We start from the raw sequence: 15634 nt of genomic DNA, 5'->3' as shown, positions 1-15634 counted from the left end.
CCGACGTTTCAAACTCTAGCCCATCCCCGCTCCGAGAAGCGAATCCGGCCGCAATCCATATAAACGGACACGCCGAATAAGACCCGAGCCGCACCGCCGAAAAAGGCAAAGCACGACCCAGCCCGAACCGGGAAGTGGTGTTTCTAGGGATTGGCCGCCCCGGGACCGTCCGCGCCGATGCGTGTCCGGTGCTCCCTGCCGAGCGACTAGAGAACACTACGCCCTTCCTGAGCCGCAGGCAAACCGCTGACCCGGACGATGCGGGTGCAGAGGGAGCGGCCCGTCTTCACGTACTCGCCGTTGGGGTGGTCGTTGGTGGTGACCCAGTGGCGGGCCGAGTCCTCGTCACGGCCGCCGGCGCGGTGGCGGCGGAGCAGGCGGTCCTCACGGACGGTGTCCTCGGCGTCCACGTACCAGAGCTCGCGCAGCAGGCGGCGGGCCTCCGGCCAGGGGTGCTCGGTGGCGGCGAGGTAGTTGCCTTCGGTGATGACGAGCCGGGCGTGCGGCGCGACGACGTGGCGGGCGGCGACGGGTTCGTCGAGCTCACGGTCGAAGTCGGGGACGTAGATGTCCTGGAAGCGGTCCGACGCGACGCGGCGCAGCAGCGCGACGTACCCGTGGGCGTCGAAGGTCGCGGGGGCGCCCTTGCGGTGGCTCAGGCCGAGGCGGTCGAGCTGGGCGGCGGAGAGGTGGAAGCCGTCGAGCGGGAGGTACGCGGCGCTGCCGGGGCCTTCGCGGCGTTCGACCTCGGCGACCAGGTGCCGGGCGAGGGTGGACTTGCCGGCGCCGGGCGGTCCGGCAAGTCCGAGGATGGTGCGGGCGTTGCTTCCCGGGCCCCGGAGGAGACCGAGGGCGAGCGCCGCGAGATCAGGAGCGGTGTGGGTGTCCTCGTTCATGGGCGCACCCTACTGACCGCGCCCGGGCGGCCGTCAGCTCCGCGGGGCGAGGGCGGGCGACTCCAGGGTGAGGGTCCCGCTGTCGGCGTCGAGCAGGGCGGGGACCCCGAGCGGCACGGTCAGGGTGGAGGGGCAGTGACCGAAGCCCAGCTCCCAGACGACGGGTATGCCGAGCGGGCCGAGCCGGTCGAGCATGACCTCCCGGACCCGCTCGGGCCGGCCGCAGCCGTCCCAGGAGCCGAGGGCGACGCCGGCGACACCGTCGAGCGCGCCGGAGCGCAGCAGCTGGGTGACGAGGCGGTCGAGCTGGTACGGGTGCTCGTGGACGTCCTCCAGGATCAGGATGGTGCCGGCGAAGGAGGGGCGGGCGGCCGGTGTGCCGCGCTCGGCGGTAATGACGTGGAGGCAGCCGCCCGCCGTGATGCCGCGGGCGGTGCCCGGGACGAGGGTCTCGGCGGTGGGCGAGGTGAGGACCGTGACGGACTCGGGCTCGAAGAGGGTGCGTCGCAGGTGGTCGGCGGTCGGACCGTCCTGGATGAAGGAGGCGGCCGCGCTCATCGGTCCGTAGAGGGTGGCGATGCCGAGCCGCTGGGCGAAGGCCTCGTGCAGCGAGCTGACGTCGCTGAAGCCGATCAGCGCCTTGGGCGGTACGGCGCGCATGGCGTCCCAGTCGAGCAGGTCGACGATGCGGTGCACGCCGTAGCCGCCGCGGGCGCAGATGACGGCGTCGACGGTGGGGTCGAGCCAGGCGGACTGGAGGTCGGCGGCCCGGTCGGCGTCGGTGCCGGCGAGGTGGCCGAGGACGGGGTGGGTGTCGAGGACGTGCGGTCCGACCGTGACCTCCAGCCCCCAGGAGCGCAGGATCTCGGACCCGGCGGTGAGCCGCTCGGGGTCGATCGGGCTGCTGGGGGCCACCACGGCGATGCGGTCCCCGGGGAGGAGCCGGGGCGGACGGGTCAGGCCTCGGGCGGGCGCGGGAGTGCGCTGATCCATTGCCAGGTTCCTTCCGGAGTGGAGTGGTTCGGGTCAGGGGCGGTGGCGGGACGGCTGCGGGACGGCTCGGGGGCGGTGCCGTCCGTGACGCCGACCAGACAAGATATGCCCTGCTGCGTTCATGCCGACCCCATCACCGCCCTGACCTCGTCGAGGGTGGCTTCCGCGACGGAGTTGGCGCGGTCGGCGCCGGCGCGGAGCACCTGCCGGACGTAGCCGCGGTCGGCGGCGAGCTCGGCGCGGCGGGCGCGGATCGGGCGGAGGTGGTCGTTGACGGCCTCGGTCACCGTGCGCTTGAGCGCGGCGCTGCCGCCGTCTCCGATCTCGTCGGCGACGGCCTCGGGTGCGCGGTCCTGGCAGAGCGCGGCGAGCAGGACGAGGCTGGAGACCTCGGGGCGGGCGTCCGGGTCGTAACCGATCCGGCGCTCGGTGTCGGTCTTGGCCCCCTTGATCAGGCGGGCGGTGGTGTCCTCGTCGGCGGAGAGCGGGATGGCGTTGCCGCGGCTCTTGCTCATCTTCCCGCCGTCGGTGCCGAGCAGCAGCGGGGCGGCGGAGAGCATGGCCTCGGGGCGGGGGAAGACGGCGGTGCCGTCCGGGTGCGGGTAGCGCTCGTTGAAGCGGCGGGCGACGGTCCTGGTGATTTCGAGGTGGGGCAGTTGGTCCCGGCCGACGGGGACGACGCTCGCCTTGCAGAAGAGGATGTCCGCGGCCTGGTGGACGGGGTAGGTGAGCATCAGCCCGTTCACCGCCGACTGGCGGGAGTGGGCGATCTCGTCCTTGACGGTGGGGTTGCGGTTCAGCTCGGCGACGCTGACCAGGCTGAGGAACGGCAGCAGCAGCTGGTTGAGGGCGGGCACGGCGCTGTGGGTGAAGATCGTGGCCCGGTCGGGGTCGATGCCGATGGCGAGGTAGTCGAGGACGAGGTTCTCGGTGTGCTCGGCGAGGCGGTCGGCGACGTCCCGGTCGGTGATGACCTGGTAGTCGGGGATGACGATGAACAGCTCGACGCCGAGGCGCTGGAGGCGGACCCGGTTCTGCAGGGTGCCGAAGTAGTGGCCGAGGTGGAGCGGGCCGGTGGGGCGGTCGCCGGTGAGGATCCGGTGGGCCCCGGGGTTGCGGCGGATCCGCTCGTCCAGGTCGGCGGCCGGCGTGTCGGAGGCCGCGGGATCGGTGGCCGTCGCGTCGGCGGCCGCGGTGCCGGCGGTCACGCAGCCGGCAGCGGCGGGGCCGGCGGAGTGCGGTGTGGTGGTGGCGGTCATCGGGTCTCTCCTCGGTACGGCGGTGGTGGTGGCCGTCCGGGGCTCGGGCCCGTCCCGTGGGGGAAAACGCAACAGGGCCGTCCATCCGGACGGCCCTGGTCAGGCGTGGCTGGTGGCCGTCCTAGGACGGCCACCAGCTGAGACCTGCGAAGCGCTTCATGTGCTGGAGGATAGCGCCGCTCCCCCGACGGCGTCAGGGATTTCGGGAGGAGCCGGGGCGCTGCCTCCCCGGCGCCGCTCGCCCCGCCGTCAGTCCTCCACCACCAGTGCGGGGGTGTCCTTGCGCAGCGTCTCGCCGCGGAAGAACTCCGGCCGGTACGCGCCGTACCAGGTCATCAGCACGGCGCCGAGCAGCAGGATGCCGACGCCGATGACGAACACGGAGCCGATGCCGAGGACGGCGCCGCTGCCGTAGCCCGGGTCCCACGCGTCGGTGAGGGTCTGCAGGAAGACCGCGCTGAGGAGCACGCCGCCGATGAGCGGGGCGACGCCACGGAGGACCAGGTCGCGCAGGCCGCCCCGGAGCGAGCGGCGGAAGTACCAGACGCAGGCGAAGGCGGTCAGGGCGTAGTAGAAGCAGATCATCAGGCCGAGCGCCAGGATGGTGTCCTGGACGACGTTCTCGCTGATCACGCTCATGCCGACGTAGAAGACGGCGGTGGCGGCGCCGGCGGCCACGGTGGCGTAGCCGGGGGTGCGGAAGCGCGGGTGGACGGAGCCGAAGCGCGGCGGCACGGCCCGGTAGGAGCTCATCGCGAGCAGGGTGCGGGCCACGGGGATGAAGGTGGTCTGCAGGCTGGCGGCGGCGCTGGCGACGACGGCCAGGAAGAGCAGGATGCTCCACGGCGAGCCGAGCACCGGGCGGGCCAGCGCGGAGAAGACGTTGTCGGCGGTGGCCGGGTTGCCGAGGCCGGTGCCGTTGTCGCCGACGCCGGCGAACATCTGGGAGGCGATCGCGACCAGCAGGTAGGAGCCGACCAGGGTGACCATGGAGATCATCGCGGCCCGGCCCGGGGTCTTGGCGCTTCCGAGGGTCTCCTCGTTCATGGTGAGGCAGGTGTCCCAGCCCCAGTACATGAAGATCGACAGCGACAGGCCGGCGGTGAACGCGCTGAACGAGGTGACCTGGAGCGGGTTGAGCCAGGAGGCGGAGAAGCCGATCGAGTCGGGCAGGTCGCCGGCGGCGGCCTTGCCGATGGCGATGACCGAGAAGAGCAGCAGCACGGCCAGCTGGAGGCCGACCAGGCTGTACTGGAACCACTTGGTGGCCGTCATGCCCCGGTAGCTCATCGCGGTGGCGGCGGCGATCAGCATGACCACGGTGAGGAGGTGGACGGCCTTGTTGTCGTTCAGCTCGGCGATCCCGCTGCTGCCGGTCATCTCGCCGAGCATCAGGTAGAGGAAGTCGGTCGCCACCCCGGCCAGGTTGGAGAGCACGATGATCGTGGCGACCGTCAGTCCCCAGCCGGCCATCCAGCCGATCCGGGGGCCGAAGGCCTTGACCGTCCAGGTGAAGGACGTCCCGCAGTCCGGGAAGTCCTTGTTCAGCTCCTTGTAGGCGAACGCGACGAGCAGCATCGGCAGGAAGCCGGCCAGGAAGACCGCGGGCATCTGGACGCCGACGGCGGTGACGGTCGGACCCAGCGTCGCGGTCAGGCAGTAGACCGGGGCGACCGTGGAGACGCCCAGGACCACGCTGCTCAGCAGGCCGACCGAGTTGCCCCGTAGGCCCTTGTCCCCCGTTGCCCCCGCCGCCCCCGGGTCGGGGGCTCCACCACTGGCGCCACTGACCGGGGCACCCTGCGGAGCGGCGGGCGCCGTTGCCCGGCCGCTGCTTCCGTGCTCTGAGAGCTGCTGATCAAACACCAGCGCACCCTAGGTGGGAGTACGGAAGGTTGAGTAGACCAACTCTTGGTGATCTGAACCACTCGCTTCGATTCATTCGCCGAGAGCCGCAGTAAGCGCATGAATTAATGGGACGCAACCGTCATGTACCTTGTTTTCGAAGGGTTGGCGGCAGGTTGATTTCCCCCTTATGTCACGTCTTGAGACGGTTTGCGCCCCACCTCGGAGCCTCGCGGTCGACCTCCCCAGGGGGTTCGGATAGGTTTGCCTCACCTAACTTCGATCGACCGAGAAGGAGCGTCGCGTGGCCCCCCACCCCGCCGACCGGACCGTCGTCAGCCCCACCCCCTCCCGCCGCAGGCTCCTCACCGCCGGTCTCGCCGGCGGCGCCGTCCTCGGCCTGGGCGGCCTGCTCACCGCCTGCGGGGGCTCCGGCGGGTCCGGAACATCGGCCGGCGGCTCGGCCAAGGCCTCCTCCGGCTCCTCCGCCGGCTCGTCGCCCGACCAGAAGTCGGTGAAGCAGGGCGGCGACGACTACGCCACCGTGATCGAGAAGATGAAGGGCTTCGGGACCGACGCCGCGCCCGGTGTCTACCCGCGCACCGTCAGGCACGCCATGGGCGAGACCGTCATCCCGGCCAAGCCGGTGCGGGTCGTCGTCCTGGACACCGGCGAGCTCGACAACGTCGTCTCGCTCGGCATCCAGCCGGTCGGCGTCGTCCACACCGACGGCTCGAAGACCATGCCGTCCTACCTCAAGGACAGGGCCGGGAGCCCGGCGGCCGTCGGCACCATCAACAGCCTCAACCTGGAGGCCATCGCCGCGCTCAAGCCCGACCTGATCCTCGGCAGCCAGCTCCGCGCCCAGGACCAGTACGCGCAGCTCTCCAAGATCGCGCCGACCGTCTTCTCGCTGCGCCCCGGCTACCCCTGGAAGCAGAACTTCCAGCTCAACGCCGCCCCCTTCGGCCTGGAGGCGGAGGCCAAGGCGCAGCTCGACGCCTACCAGGCGGCGGCCGCCGCGATCGGCGCCAAGCTGGGTCAGAAGCGGCCCACCATCACGCCGCTGCGGTTCATGCCCGGCAAGACCCGGCTGTACGCCGAACTGTCCTTCATCGGCACCGTCCTCACCGACGTCCCACTGCCGCAGCCCGGGATCGAGCAGGTCAAGGAGCTGGCCGTCGAGATCAGCCCCGAGCAGATCGACAAGGCCGACGCCGACTGGGTCTTCTACGGGGTGTACGGCACGCCCAGCTCCACCAACCAGGACGCGGTGCTCGGCGGACCGCTCTGGAAGACCCTCGGTGCGGTCAAGTCCGGTCAGGCCCGGCCGGTTTCGGACGAGACCTGGTTCCTCGGGCTCGGCGTCTCCGCAGCCAACGTCGTGCTGGCCGACCTGAAGGGCTTCGTCGCTCCGGGTGTCTGAGTCCGGGACGGCGGGGCGGCGGCGCAGAGGGTCGGACGGTGTCGTCGCCCACACCCGGGGGAAAGCCGCTTGGAGCTGGTCGCGGCGTGCGGGAGGATCGTCGGGACCGTACCCCGAAGGGCCCGTGCCGATGACCACGCTCGACCAGACCGCGACCGCTTCCGACCTGCCGTCAGCCGGCCTGCCCGCGCCCGGCCTTCCCGTGGACGGGGTTCCCGCCGGCGACCGGCCCGCCTCCGGTGCGGCCGCCCCGGCCGCCGGGCTCTGCGCGATCGCGGCGGCGACGGACTCCGGGGTGGCCGGCGGTGCCCGTCACGGCTCGGTGCCGCGCCCGCGGCGCGGCGACGTGGAAGACGCAGGGGGCGCTCGGGGCGAAGCTGTCGGGGGCGGGGACGCAGGGGGCGGGGCTGTCCCGGCCGGGGACGGCGAGAGCGGGCACACGGCCGCACTGGTCCGGGCCGGTTTGGCCGAGCGACTGCGGACCGCGTACGGGCAGGGCCGTTCGAGCGCCGAGCTCGCCGCCGCCTGCCGTAGGCCGGTCGCGGAAATCAACGAACTGCTGGCCGAGGGCGCCGGATCCGCCGCCGGCCCGGGTGCCGGTTCGGGCACCGGGACGGGAACCGGCGCGGGCAGGGGAGCCGACGCCGGGGGGTTCACCCGGCTCCAGTCGCCGGAGCCCGCGGAGGTACAGCGGACCGTTCCCGTCCTGCGGGTCGCGCAGGAGGAGCTGCGGATCCTCCGGGCCAAGCGGCCCTCACCCTCGCGACGGCTGCGCCGCATGCATCCCGAGGTCGCGACAAGCGGCGAGGCCGAGGACGCGGAGAAGCGCGGGGCGACGCCTTCGGCCGTGCCACCGGACGCCGCACCGGCCGTGCCCGCCGCGGCCGGGCTCTTCGGCGAGGCCGTGCCCGCCATGGCCGAGACGCCGCTCGGCATCCTGATCGGGGGCACTCCGAACCTTCCCGACACCGTCGGCCGCCCCGAGGAGCGGCAGCCGGTGCGGGTGAAGGCCGAGCTGGTCCGGGTCGGCCGCGGCACCGTCCTGGTGGTGCTGCCCTCGTGGCGGCCCGCCATCGCCGTCTCGGTACCGACGGACCACCTCCTCCAGGCCACCGGCCTCGACCTCGGCCGGCTGGCCGATGCGCAGCTGTCGGTACTGATCAACCCCGGCGCGCTGCACGACCGGGAGCTCGACCTGCACGGCTGGCAGTCCGGCCCGGCCGGGCGACCGGGCCGACGCGGCGGGCGGTCTCCGCGCTGAGGCGTTGTCCGCCACGCCCTGGGCCTGTCGGTCTCGCCTCGGTCACGCCTCGGTCATCGGTCACGGGTCCGGAGTGCCACGGCTCCGGTGGTCGGCGGCAGGCGTCCCGGCAGCCGGCGGCAGAGTGACCCGCGGCAAGGTGATCGGCGGCGGGCGCCTGGTCGCCGGGTGGCCGTGTGGCCGCCGGCCGGCGCGTCAGGGAGCCGACGCCGGGGCGTTGGGGACGTAGCCGAGGTGGACGGGCTGCGGTTCGCGCCGGTCGGCCAGCCAGCCCTCCCGGACATCGGCCAGCAACTCCGGGAGTCTGGGCGGCCAGAGGGCGTCGGCGTCCTCGTCGGCCAGCTCGGCGGGGGTCCACCAGCGCCAGCCGAGGATCCCGTCGGCGGTGTGCACCGCGCTGACGTCGCCGCCCGGGCCCCGGTTCGGTCCGCTGGTCAGGTAGATGTGCTCGTGCTGGCGGACGGGCGTGCCGTGCCAGGTGAAGTCGTGCTCCCAGGTGCAGAGCAGCGGCCCGGGTTCCAGGTCGGTCCAGCCGGTCTCCTCCCAGAGCTCGCGCCGGGCACCGGTCCACGGTGTCTCGCCCGCCTCGATGCCACCGCCGGGCATCGTCCAGTGGACGCCGACCTCACTGTTGTCGGAGCGGAGCAGGAAGACGGAGCCGCTCCCGTCCAGCACCACCGTCCGGGCCGCCTGCCTGGGGACACGCCTCGCTCGCCACAGCAGATTTCGCATCGGATCACTCTCCCAGCGCCGGTCGCGCAGCGTCGAGCGGATTAGCGCCGGGGCTGCGGCACCAACCGCGGGCAGACAGGGTGTTCACCCCGCCGCGAACGTCCCGTGGCCGTACTCTGACCCCCATGCCCGCACCAGCGATCGTCTTCCCCGCCGACCCGCTCAACCCGCGCCGGCCCGACCCGCACTTCGCCTGGGAGGCCCGGACACTGCGGGAGTTGGGCGGCGAGCAGTACCTCGTCGACCACGACGCGCTGCTCGCCGGAGACGTCGCGGAGGCGGTCCGGCGGGTGCCGAAGGACTGCGGCCCGCTCTGGTACCGGGGCTGGATGATCCCCGCCGTCGACTACGCCGCCTTCGACCGGGCCCTGGCCGACCGCGGTGCCAACCTGCTCACCAGTGCGGCCGGTTACGCCTCGGCGCACGAACTGCCCGGCTGGTACGGCGTGTTCGAGGGCGCGACCCCGCCTAGCACCTGGATCCCGCTGTCCCCGGCGGCGGGCCGCCCCGGGGCCGAGCAGCTGGCCGCCGCGGTCGAACGGCTCGGCGGGCACGGCCCGGCGATCGTCAAGGACTACGTGAAGTCCCGCAAGCACGAGTGGGACGAGGCCTGCTACGTCCCCGAGCTGTCCGACCTGGCCTCCGTCGGGCGGGTGGTGGATCGCTTCGTCGAGTTGCAGGGCGAGTTCCTGGCGGGCGGTGTGGTGCTGCGCCGGTACGAGGAGTTCGCGCGGGCCGGCGGCGACGGCACGACGGACGGGCTCGTGAACGAACCCGGAGCCGGAAGCGGACCGGCGGGCGGACCGGCGAGCGGCGCGCGGGGTCGCGGCGGGAACGGGGAGCGGCCGGTGGAGGCCCGCGTGTGGTGGCTGGACGGCGAGCCCGTGCTGGTCGGACCACACCCGGACGCACCCGGGCAGAGCGCCGAACCGGACCTCACCGGGGTGAGGCCACTGGTCCGGGCCCTCGGCTGCCGCTTCGTCACCACCGACCTCGCCAGCCGGGCCGACGGCTCCGGCTGGCGGGTGGTGGAGGTGGGCGACGGGCAGGTCAGCGACCTGCCGCGCGGGATCGACGCCTCCGGACTGCTCACCTCACTGATCGCGGCCTGACCCCTCGCCCGTTCCCTCCGCGGCTGCGGCCGCTATCCCACCACCGGCTCGGGCTCCGGCGCCGGGTGGCCGTCGGCGATGAACGCCTGCCAGAGCCGCGCGTACACACCGCCCTGTGCGAGCAGCTCGGCGTGCGTACCGTCCTCGACCACCTTGCCGTGGTCCAGGACCACGACGCGGTCGGCGCGTTCGGCCGTGGTGAGGCGGTGGGCGATGACCAGCGTGGTGCGGCCGCCGCTGAGCCGGTCCGAGGCGTGGTTGACGGCAGCCTCGGTGGCCAGGTCGAGCGCGGCGGTGGCCTCGTCCAGGAGCAGGATGTCCGGGTCGACCAGCTCCGCCCGGGCCAGGGCGATCAGCTGGCGCTGGCCGGCCGAGAGGTTCCGCCCCCGCCCGGTGACCTCGTGCTCGTAGCCGCCCGACAGCCGGACGATCATGTCGTGCGCGCCGACCGCCCGGGCCGCCGCCTCCACCTCGGCCGCCGAGGCCGAAGGCCGGCCGTACGCGATCGCCTCGCGCACCGTGCCCGCGAACAGGTACGCCTCCTGCGGCACCACGCCGAGCCGGTGGCGGTACTGCGCCAGGTCATACCGGGTCAGGTCGACGCCGTCCACGCGGACGGTGCCGGCGGTCGCGTCGTAGAACCGGGCGACCAGCTTGACCAGGGTGGACTTGCCGGCCCCCGTCTCGCCGACCAGCGCCACCGTCTGACCGGCGGGAATGTGCAGGCTGACGCCGGTGAGCACGGACGGGGCGCCTTCGGCGCCGCCGTTGTAGGCGAATCCGACGTCCTCGAAGTCGATCTCGCCGCGGAGCCCGCCCCGCACCGGCACCGGGTCGGCCACCTCCGCGGTGGTGGTCGGGGTCTGCAGCAGTTCGCGCATCCGGCCCAGACCCACCGCGGCCTGCTGGTAACCGTCGAAGACCTGCGAGAGCTGGTTGACCGGCGCGAAGAACAGGTCGATGTAGAGCAGGTAGGCGACCAGCGCACCAACGGTGAGCGTCCCGGAGTCGACCCGCGACGCGCCCACGATCAGCACCAGCGCGGCGGCGACGCTGGAGAGGAACTGCACGAACGGGAAGTACAGCGAGATGTAGAGCTGCGCGCGGACCCGGGCCTCGCGGTAGGCGATGCCCCTGGCGACGAAGCGGTCGGTGTTGGCGTCCAGCCGGCGGAAGGCCTGGACGATCCGCATGCCGGCGACGTTCTCCTGGAGGTCGGCGTTGACCGTGCTGATCAGGTCGCGCGAGATCTCGTACTGCTGCTTGGACTTCTTGCGGAAGACCAGCGTCGCCACCAGCAGCAGCGGCAGCACCGCGAAGACCACGAGCGCCAGGCCGGCGTCGATGACCAGCAGGGCCGCGAAGATGCCGAGGAAGGTCAGCAGGCTGACCACCGCCGTGACGACTCCGGTCTGCAGGAAGGACGTCAACGAGTCCAGGTCGGTGGTCATCCGGGTCATGATCCGGCCGGACAGCTCGCGCTCGTAGTAGTCCAGGCCGAGCCGGTTGAGGTGGGCGAAGATCTTGAGTCGGAGCGTGTAGAGCACCCGCTCACCGGTACGGCCGCTGACCCGGTTCTCGGCGCCCTGCACCAGCCAGTCCAGCAGGACGATCACCAGGGCGGTCAGGGAGGCGACGGCGACGCCCGACATCAGGCCCTTGCTCACGCCGTCGTCGATGCCGTGCCGGATCAGGATCGGCAGCACCAGGCCGGCGCCCGCGTCCAGGGCGACGAGGAGCAGCGCGACGGCGAGCGGGCCGCGGAAGGGGCGCAGCACCCGCCGGAGGCTGAAGTCCGGGTCGGCGGCCTCCGCCTGGGACCGGGGGATCGCCGGCTCGTCGGTGGCCGGGGGGAGCGCGGCGACCTTGGCGAGCAGGTCCGGGTCGGCGGTGCGGGCCGCCTTGGCCAGGGCCGGGGTCGGCAGGTCGGGGAGGGGCTGCGACGCCGGGGCGTCCGCCGTGGTCCCGGGGGCGGCAGCGGCCTCGGCGGCGGGGCTGCCTGCGGGCTCCGTGACGGGGCGGTCGGCCCGGTTGTTTCCGGCCTGAGGGGCCTCGGCCTGCGGGGTTTCGGCCTGAGGGGTTTCGGCCTGAGGGGCTTCGGCCTGAAGGGCTTCGGCCTGAAGGGCTTCGGTCCGGGCGGTGTCGGTCCGGGGGTTCTCGTTGAGTGCGTCGGCCGGTGCTCCAGTGGCGGCCGCGGGCCGGGTCCGACCGGCCTCGGGATCCGAGATCAGCACCCTGTACTGGGGACATCGGCCGTCGAGCTCCTCGTGCGTTCCGATGTCCAGCAGGCGGCCGTGGTCCAGCACCGCGATCCGGTCGGCCAGCTGGAGGGTGGAACGGCGGTGCGCGATCAGCAGCGTGGTGCGGCCGGTCATGACCGAGCGCAGCGCGTCGTGGATCTCGGCCTCGATCTGCGGGTCGACCGCCGAGGTGGCGTCGTCCAGCAGCAGGACGCCCGGGTCGGTGAGGATCGCCCTGGCGAGCGCGATGCGCTGGCGCTGGCCGCCGGAGAGCGTGAGCCCCTGCTCGCCGACCTTGGTCTCGTAGCCGTCGGGCAGCTCCCGGACGAACTCGTCCGCCTGCGCCGCGCGGGCCGCCGCCACGACCTGCTCGTCGGTGGCGTCGGGCCGCCCGTACGCGATGTTGGTCCGGACCGTCTCGGAGAACAGGAAGCTCTCCTCGGGGACGATGCCGACCGCGGCCCGGACCGAGTCGAGGGTGAGGTCGCGCAGGTCGTGGCCGTAGAGGCGGACCGCGCCGGCCGCCGGGTCGTAGAACCGGGGCACCAGCTGCGCCACCGTCGACTTGCCCGAGCCGGACGCGCCGACCAGGGCCAGCGTCTCGCCGGGGGCCAGCTTCAGGCTGAGCCCGTGCAGGACGGGCGCGGGGTGCTCGGGGTCGTACCGGAACTCGACCTGGTCGAACTCCAACGCCACGCCGGGCGTGAGCGGGCCGACGGTGCGCTGCGTCTCGCCGTGCACGGCGACGGGGGCGTCGAGGGCGGTGGAGGCGCTGGAGGCGGCGGGGGCTTCAAGGGCAGCGGGCTCGGTGGAGGCGCTGAGGGCAACGGGCCCGGTGGAGGCGTCGAGGGCGACGGGCCCGGTGGACCGGGTGGATCCGGCCGTGCCGGTGGTCCCGGCGGGATCCTGCCGGGCGGCGAGGTGAGCGGCCGTGAGGTCGAGGGCGACCGCACCCGGGCGCTCCTGCACCAGCGGGCGCTCGTCGATCAGCTGGAGCACCCGCTCCACGCCCGCGCGGGCCTGCTGGCCGACCGTGATCACCATGGTCAGCATCCGGACCGGGCCGGTCATCTGCGCGACATAGGTGGAGAAGGCGACGAAGGTGCCGAGCGTGACCTGGCCGTTGACCGCCAGCCAGCCGCCGAACGCCAGCACCGCGACCTGCGCCAGTGCCGGGATCGCCTGCATGGCCGGGTTGTAGCGGCTGTTGAGCCGGATCGAGCGCAGCCGGGCCGCGAAGAGGCTTCGCGAGGCCGCTTCCAGCTTGCCCAGCTCCTGGGCCTCCTGGCCGAAGCCCTTGACCACCCGGACGCCGCCGATCGCCTCGTCGACGACTCCCGCGACGGCCGCCGCCTCCTGCTGCGCCGCCCAGGTGGACGGGAACAGCCGCTTGCGGCTGAGCACCGAGACCCACCAGAGCGCCGGGCCCATGACCAGGGCGATCAGCGTGAGCGGCGGCGAGAGCCAGAGCATCACGGCCAGCGACATGACGAACATCAGCAGGAAGCCGGTCATCATCGGCAGCATCGAGAGCAGGCCGTTGATCAACTGGAGGTCGGAGGTCGCGCGTCCGACCACCTGGCCGGTGTCCAACCGGTCCTGCCGGTGCCCGTCGAGCCGGCCGAGCGAGCGAAAGAGGTCGCTGCGCATGTGGTGCTGGACGTCGAGTGCGAGCTGCCCGCCGTAGTAGCGGCGCACCTGGGTGCAGGCGAACACCAGGGCCGCCGCCACCAGCAGCACCACGGCCCACGGGGCCAGGGAACGGGTGTGCTCGGTGATGACGTCGTCGATGATCAGCTTGGTGACCAGCGGGACCAGTGAGGTGACGGCCATGCCGACGAGCGACGCCCCGAAGGCCAGCAACAGGCTGCGGCGCGACAGCAAGCAGTAGCCGACCAGCCGCCGCAGCCAGCCCTGGGTGCTGCCGCCGGGGGCCGCGGCCCCGCCCGGGTTGCCGCCGTCGGCGCCCTGCTCCCCGCCGGGGCCCGGTCTGCCGTCGGTGCCCTGCTTGCCGCGGGTGCCGGGCTTGCCGTCGGCACCCGTCGGCGCGCCCCGGGTACCGGTCGGGGGTCCGCTCGGGGAAAGCTCCACCGTAGATCCGTGAGTCTCAGGCATATTTAGGGATGCTAACCATTCCGTCGGGTGGCCGCCATGGTTTTGTCCGGCCGGCTCATCCGGCCACAGCACGCCGGGCGTCCGGCCCGGCTGAGGAGCCAACAGCCCGCGGCCAGCGGTGATTCCCGACCCGGCCTCGGCCCGTGCCCCTGCCACCAAGGGTGGACGACCGCGCGCGGAACGCCCACCTTCCACCGGCGCAGCGGGCCGCCCTCCTTTGGACCTAGGCCCCGCTGGACCTGAGCCCCGTCCGCACCCGCCCGCAGCCGGGGCTGCGCCCCGTGGGCACTCGGGTCGGGGGCGGGACGTTGAGCCTGCGGACCCCGACGGGCGGGCCCGTACGGGGCGAGGCGGTCCACCCGAACCGCGCCGCCCGAAGCGGGCGGACCCCGACAGGCGGACCGGAGCGGGAAGACCGGGGCGGGCCGACCGAGGCGGACGGAGTGTCCGCCGCCGAAAGAGGGAGAAGCGATGAGCATGGTCGGGCCGGCCGTGGGCGCCGTCGCGATCGTGCCCGCGCGGCTGCTGGTCGACCGGCTCCTCCTGTGGATGGAGCGGCGCGGCTGGATCTACTGGCGGCGGCGCCGTGCCGGGGTCGGCGCGGCGTCGAGCCTCAGCATGATGGACGAGCTCAACGCCTTCCTCTCACCCGGGCGGCAGCAGATGCGGGAGGAGAAGGAGCGCCGGCTGGTCCTTCGGGACGACGCCGGGTCGGCCGACCCGCTGGAGCACCGCATCGACCTGGAGTCGGGCCGGGTGACGGTCCGGCCGGGCGGACCGGAGCAGCCCGGCCGGTAGCCACCCAGCGGGCGGCCGGGCAGGGACCACGCACCCGCCCGCGGACGGCGGGCCGGACGCGGGCCCGGATCGGCACGGCCCTCGGACGGCACCGGCCGCCTGGGCGTCGCCGGCCCGACGCGACGCCACCCTCGGACCGCGCGGGGTGTGCGGCGCAGCGGGCGCGGCCCGGGCGAGGAGCGGGTCGCTCAGCCGCGCGCCGCAGCGTCGGCCGCCGCGGAGAAGGCACCGTGCGCCAGGCTGTGCAGCAGCGCGGCCATGCCGTCGCGCTGGAGGCCGGCCCGTTCGTCCTGGGCGGGGTTGGGGACGACGCTGTGCGGGGTCGAGTTGATCAGGCCGAAGACGGCGTGCACCGCGGCGCGCGCGACCGGCTCGGCGGTCGGTTCGGCCAGCGGCGGGTAGGCCTGCCGGACGACGTCCACCCACAGCTCGACGTAGCCGCGCTGGAGCCGGCGGACGGTCCGGCGGTCCTCCTCCTTGAGGTTCAGCAGCTCGCGGTCGTGCAGGGTGATGAGGTCCCGGTCGTCGAGGGCGAAGTCGACGTGCCCGCCGATCAGCGCGTCGAGTGCCGCGGCCGCGCCGTCGCCGCCGCCGGCCCGGCGACGGCCCTCCTCCAGGAGGCGCTCGCTGATGCCGATCAGCAGGTCGGCGAGCATCGCGTCCTTGCCCGCGAAGTGGCGGTAGAGACCGGGCCCGCTGATGCCGACCGCCTTGCCGATCTCGTCGACGCCCACACCCAGGAAGCCGCGCGCGGCGAACAGCCGGGCGGCCTCCTTGCGGATCTGGTCACGGCGTGGGAGCGCGGAAGCGGCTGGGACCTTCGACATGCTGCCCATCGTAGACAGTGGGGTTATCGGCCGTTAACCTGGGCGCACGAGTTAACGCTCATTAACGTGGGGGTCGCGGGCTCACCCGGCCCTGCCGCCCACCTGGTGCCGAGGGCAAGGGAGCTCTTGG

The 15634-nt window shown here is 73.4% G+C and carries 11 protein-coding genes; 4 read left to right on the top strand and 7 right to left on the bottom strand.

Features of this window, described 5'->3' with window-relative positions; genetic code table 11:
* Positions 1-206 precede the first annotated feature (206 nt).
* The 4 genes from ACFC1F_RS31960 to ACFC1F_RS31945 all read right to left on the bottom strand — a co-directional run bounded on the left by ACFC1F_RS31960 (position 207) and on the right by ACFC1F_RS31945 (position 5014).
* Positions 207-896 carry a nucleoside/nucleotide kinase family protein gene (locus ACFC1F_RS31960; RefSeq protein WP_376163559.1) on the bottom strand — a complete coding sequence of 230 codons (690 nt, stop codon included), beginning with the start codon at positions 894-896 and terminating at the stop codon, positions 207-209.
* A gap of 33 nt (positions 897-929) precedes the next feature.
* Positions 930-1889 carry an LD-carboxypeptidase gene (locus ACFC1F_RS31955; RefSeq protein ID WP_376163557.1) on the bottom strand — a complete coding sequence of 320 codons (960 nt, stop codon included), beginning with the start codon at positions 1887-1889 and terminating at the stop codon, positions 930-932.
* Between the two features lie 119 nt (positions 1890-2008).
* A complete protein-coding gene (gene trpS, locus ACFC1F_RS31950) occupies positions 2009-3148 on the bottom strand; it encodes a tryptophan--tRNA ligase (RefSeq protein ID WP_376163555.1) in 1140 nt (379 codons plus the stop codon).
* 249 nt (positions 3149-3397) lie between these two features.
* Positions 3398-5014 carry an APC family permease gene (locus ACFC1F_RS31945; protein ID WP_376163553.1) on the bottom strand — a complete coding sequence of 539 codons (1617 nt, stop codon included), beginning with the start codon at positions 5012-5014 and terminating at the stop codon, positions 3398-3400.
* A gap of 283 nt (positions 5015-5297) precedes the next feature.
* Here ACFC1F_RS31945 and ACFC1F_RS31940 point away from each other — a divergent pair, with 283 nt between their 5' ends.
* Positions 5298-6419, top strand: coding sequence for an ABC transporter substrate-binding protein (locus ACFC1F_RS31940; protein WP_376163551.1), 1122 nt, complete (start codon positions 5298-5300; stop codon positions 6417-6419).
* A gap of 130 nt (positions 6420-6549) precedes the next feature.
* Positions 6550-7680, top strand: a complete 1131-nt coding sequence (locus tag ACFC1F_RS31935) for a hypothetical protein (RefSeq protein WP_376163549.1) — start codon at positions 6550-6552, stop codon at positions 7678-7680.
* Positions 7681-7875: 195 nt separating this feature from the next.
* Here the strand turns inward: ACFC1F_RS31935 and ACFC1F_RS31930 are convergent, their stop codons facing one another.
* Positions 7876-8412 (bottom strand): NUDIX hydrolase, encoded by a 537-nt coding sequence (locus tag ACFC1F_RS31930; RefSeq protein WP_376163547.1) that lies wholly within the window; start codon positions 8410-8412, stop codon positions 7876-7878.
* A gap of 125 nt (positions 8413-8537) precedes the next feature.
* Between ACFC1F_RS31930 and ACFC1F_RS31925 the strand changes: the two genes are divergently transcribed.
* On the top strand, positions 8538-9524 hold the full coding sequence (locus ACFC1F_RS31925) for an ATP-grasp domain-containing protein (RefSeq protein WP_376163546.1): 987 nt from the start codon (positions 8538-8540) through the stop codon (positions 9522-9524).
* A 32-nt stretch (positions 9525-9556) separates the two neighbouring features.
* On the opposite strand, the gene ACFC1F_RS31920 is transcribed toward ACFC1F_RS31925, so the two are convergent.
* Entirely contained in the window at positions 9557-13879 is a 4323-nt protein-coding gene (locus ACFC1F_RS31920; RefSeq protein ID WP_376163544.1) for an ABC transporter transmembrane domain-containing protein, read from the bottom strand.
* Positions 13880-14350: 471 nt separating this feature from the next.
* Here ACFC1F_RS31920 and ACFC1F_RS31915 point away from each other — a divergent pair, with 471 nt between their 5' ends.
* Positions 14351-14677 (top strand): DUF6191 domain-containing protein, encoded by a 327-nt coding sequence (locus ACFC1F_RS31915; protein WP_376163542.1) that lies wholly within the window; start codon positions 14351-14353, stop codon positions 14675-14677.
* A gap of 188 nt (positions 14678-14865) precedes the next feature.
* Here the strand turns inward: ACFC1F_RS31915 and ACFC1F_RS31910 are convergent, their stop codons facing one another.
* Complete coding sequence (locus ACFC1F_RS31910) at positions 14866-15504, bottom strand: TetR/AcrR family transcriptional regulator (RefSeq protein WP_376163540.1); 639 nt, start codon at positions 15502-15504, stop codon at positions 14866-14868.
* Positions 15505-15634 lie beyond the last annotated feature (130 nt).

Origin of the sequence: Kitasatospora sp. NPDC056181, from assembly GCF_042266225.1 — a bacterium.
Taxonomy (GTDB): domain Bacteria; phylum Actinomycetota; class Actinomycetes; order Streptomycetales; family Streptomycetaceae; genus Kitasatospora.
The sequence above is the reverse complement of the archived record's forward strand: the minus strand, read 5'-3'. Positions and strand labels throughout refer to the sequence as shown.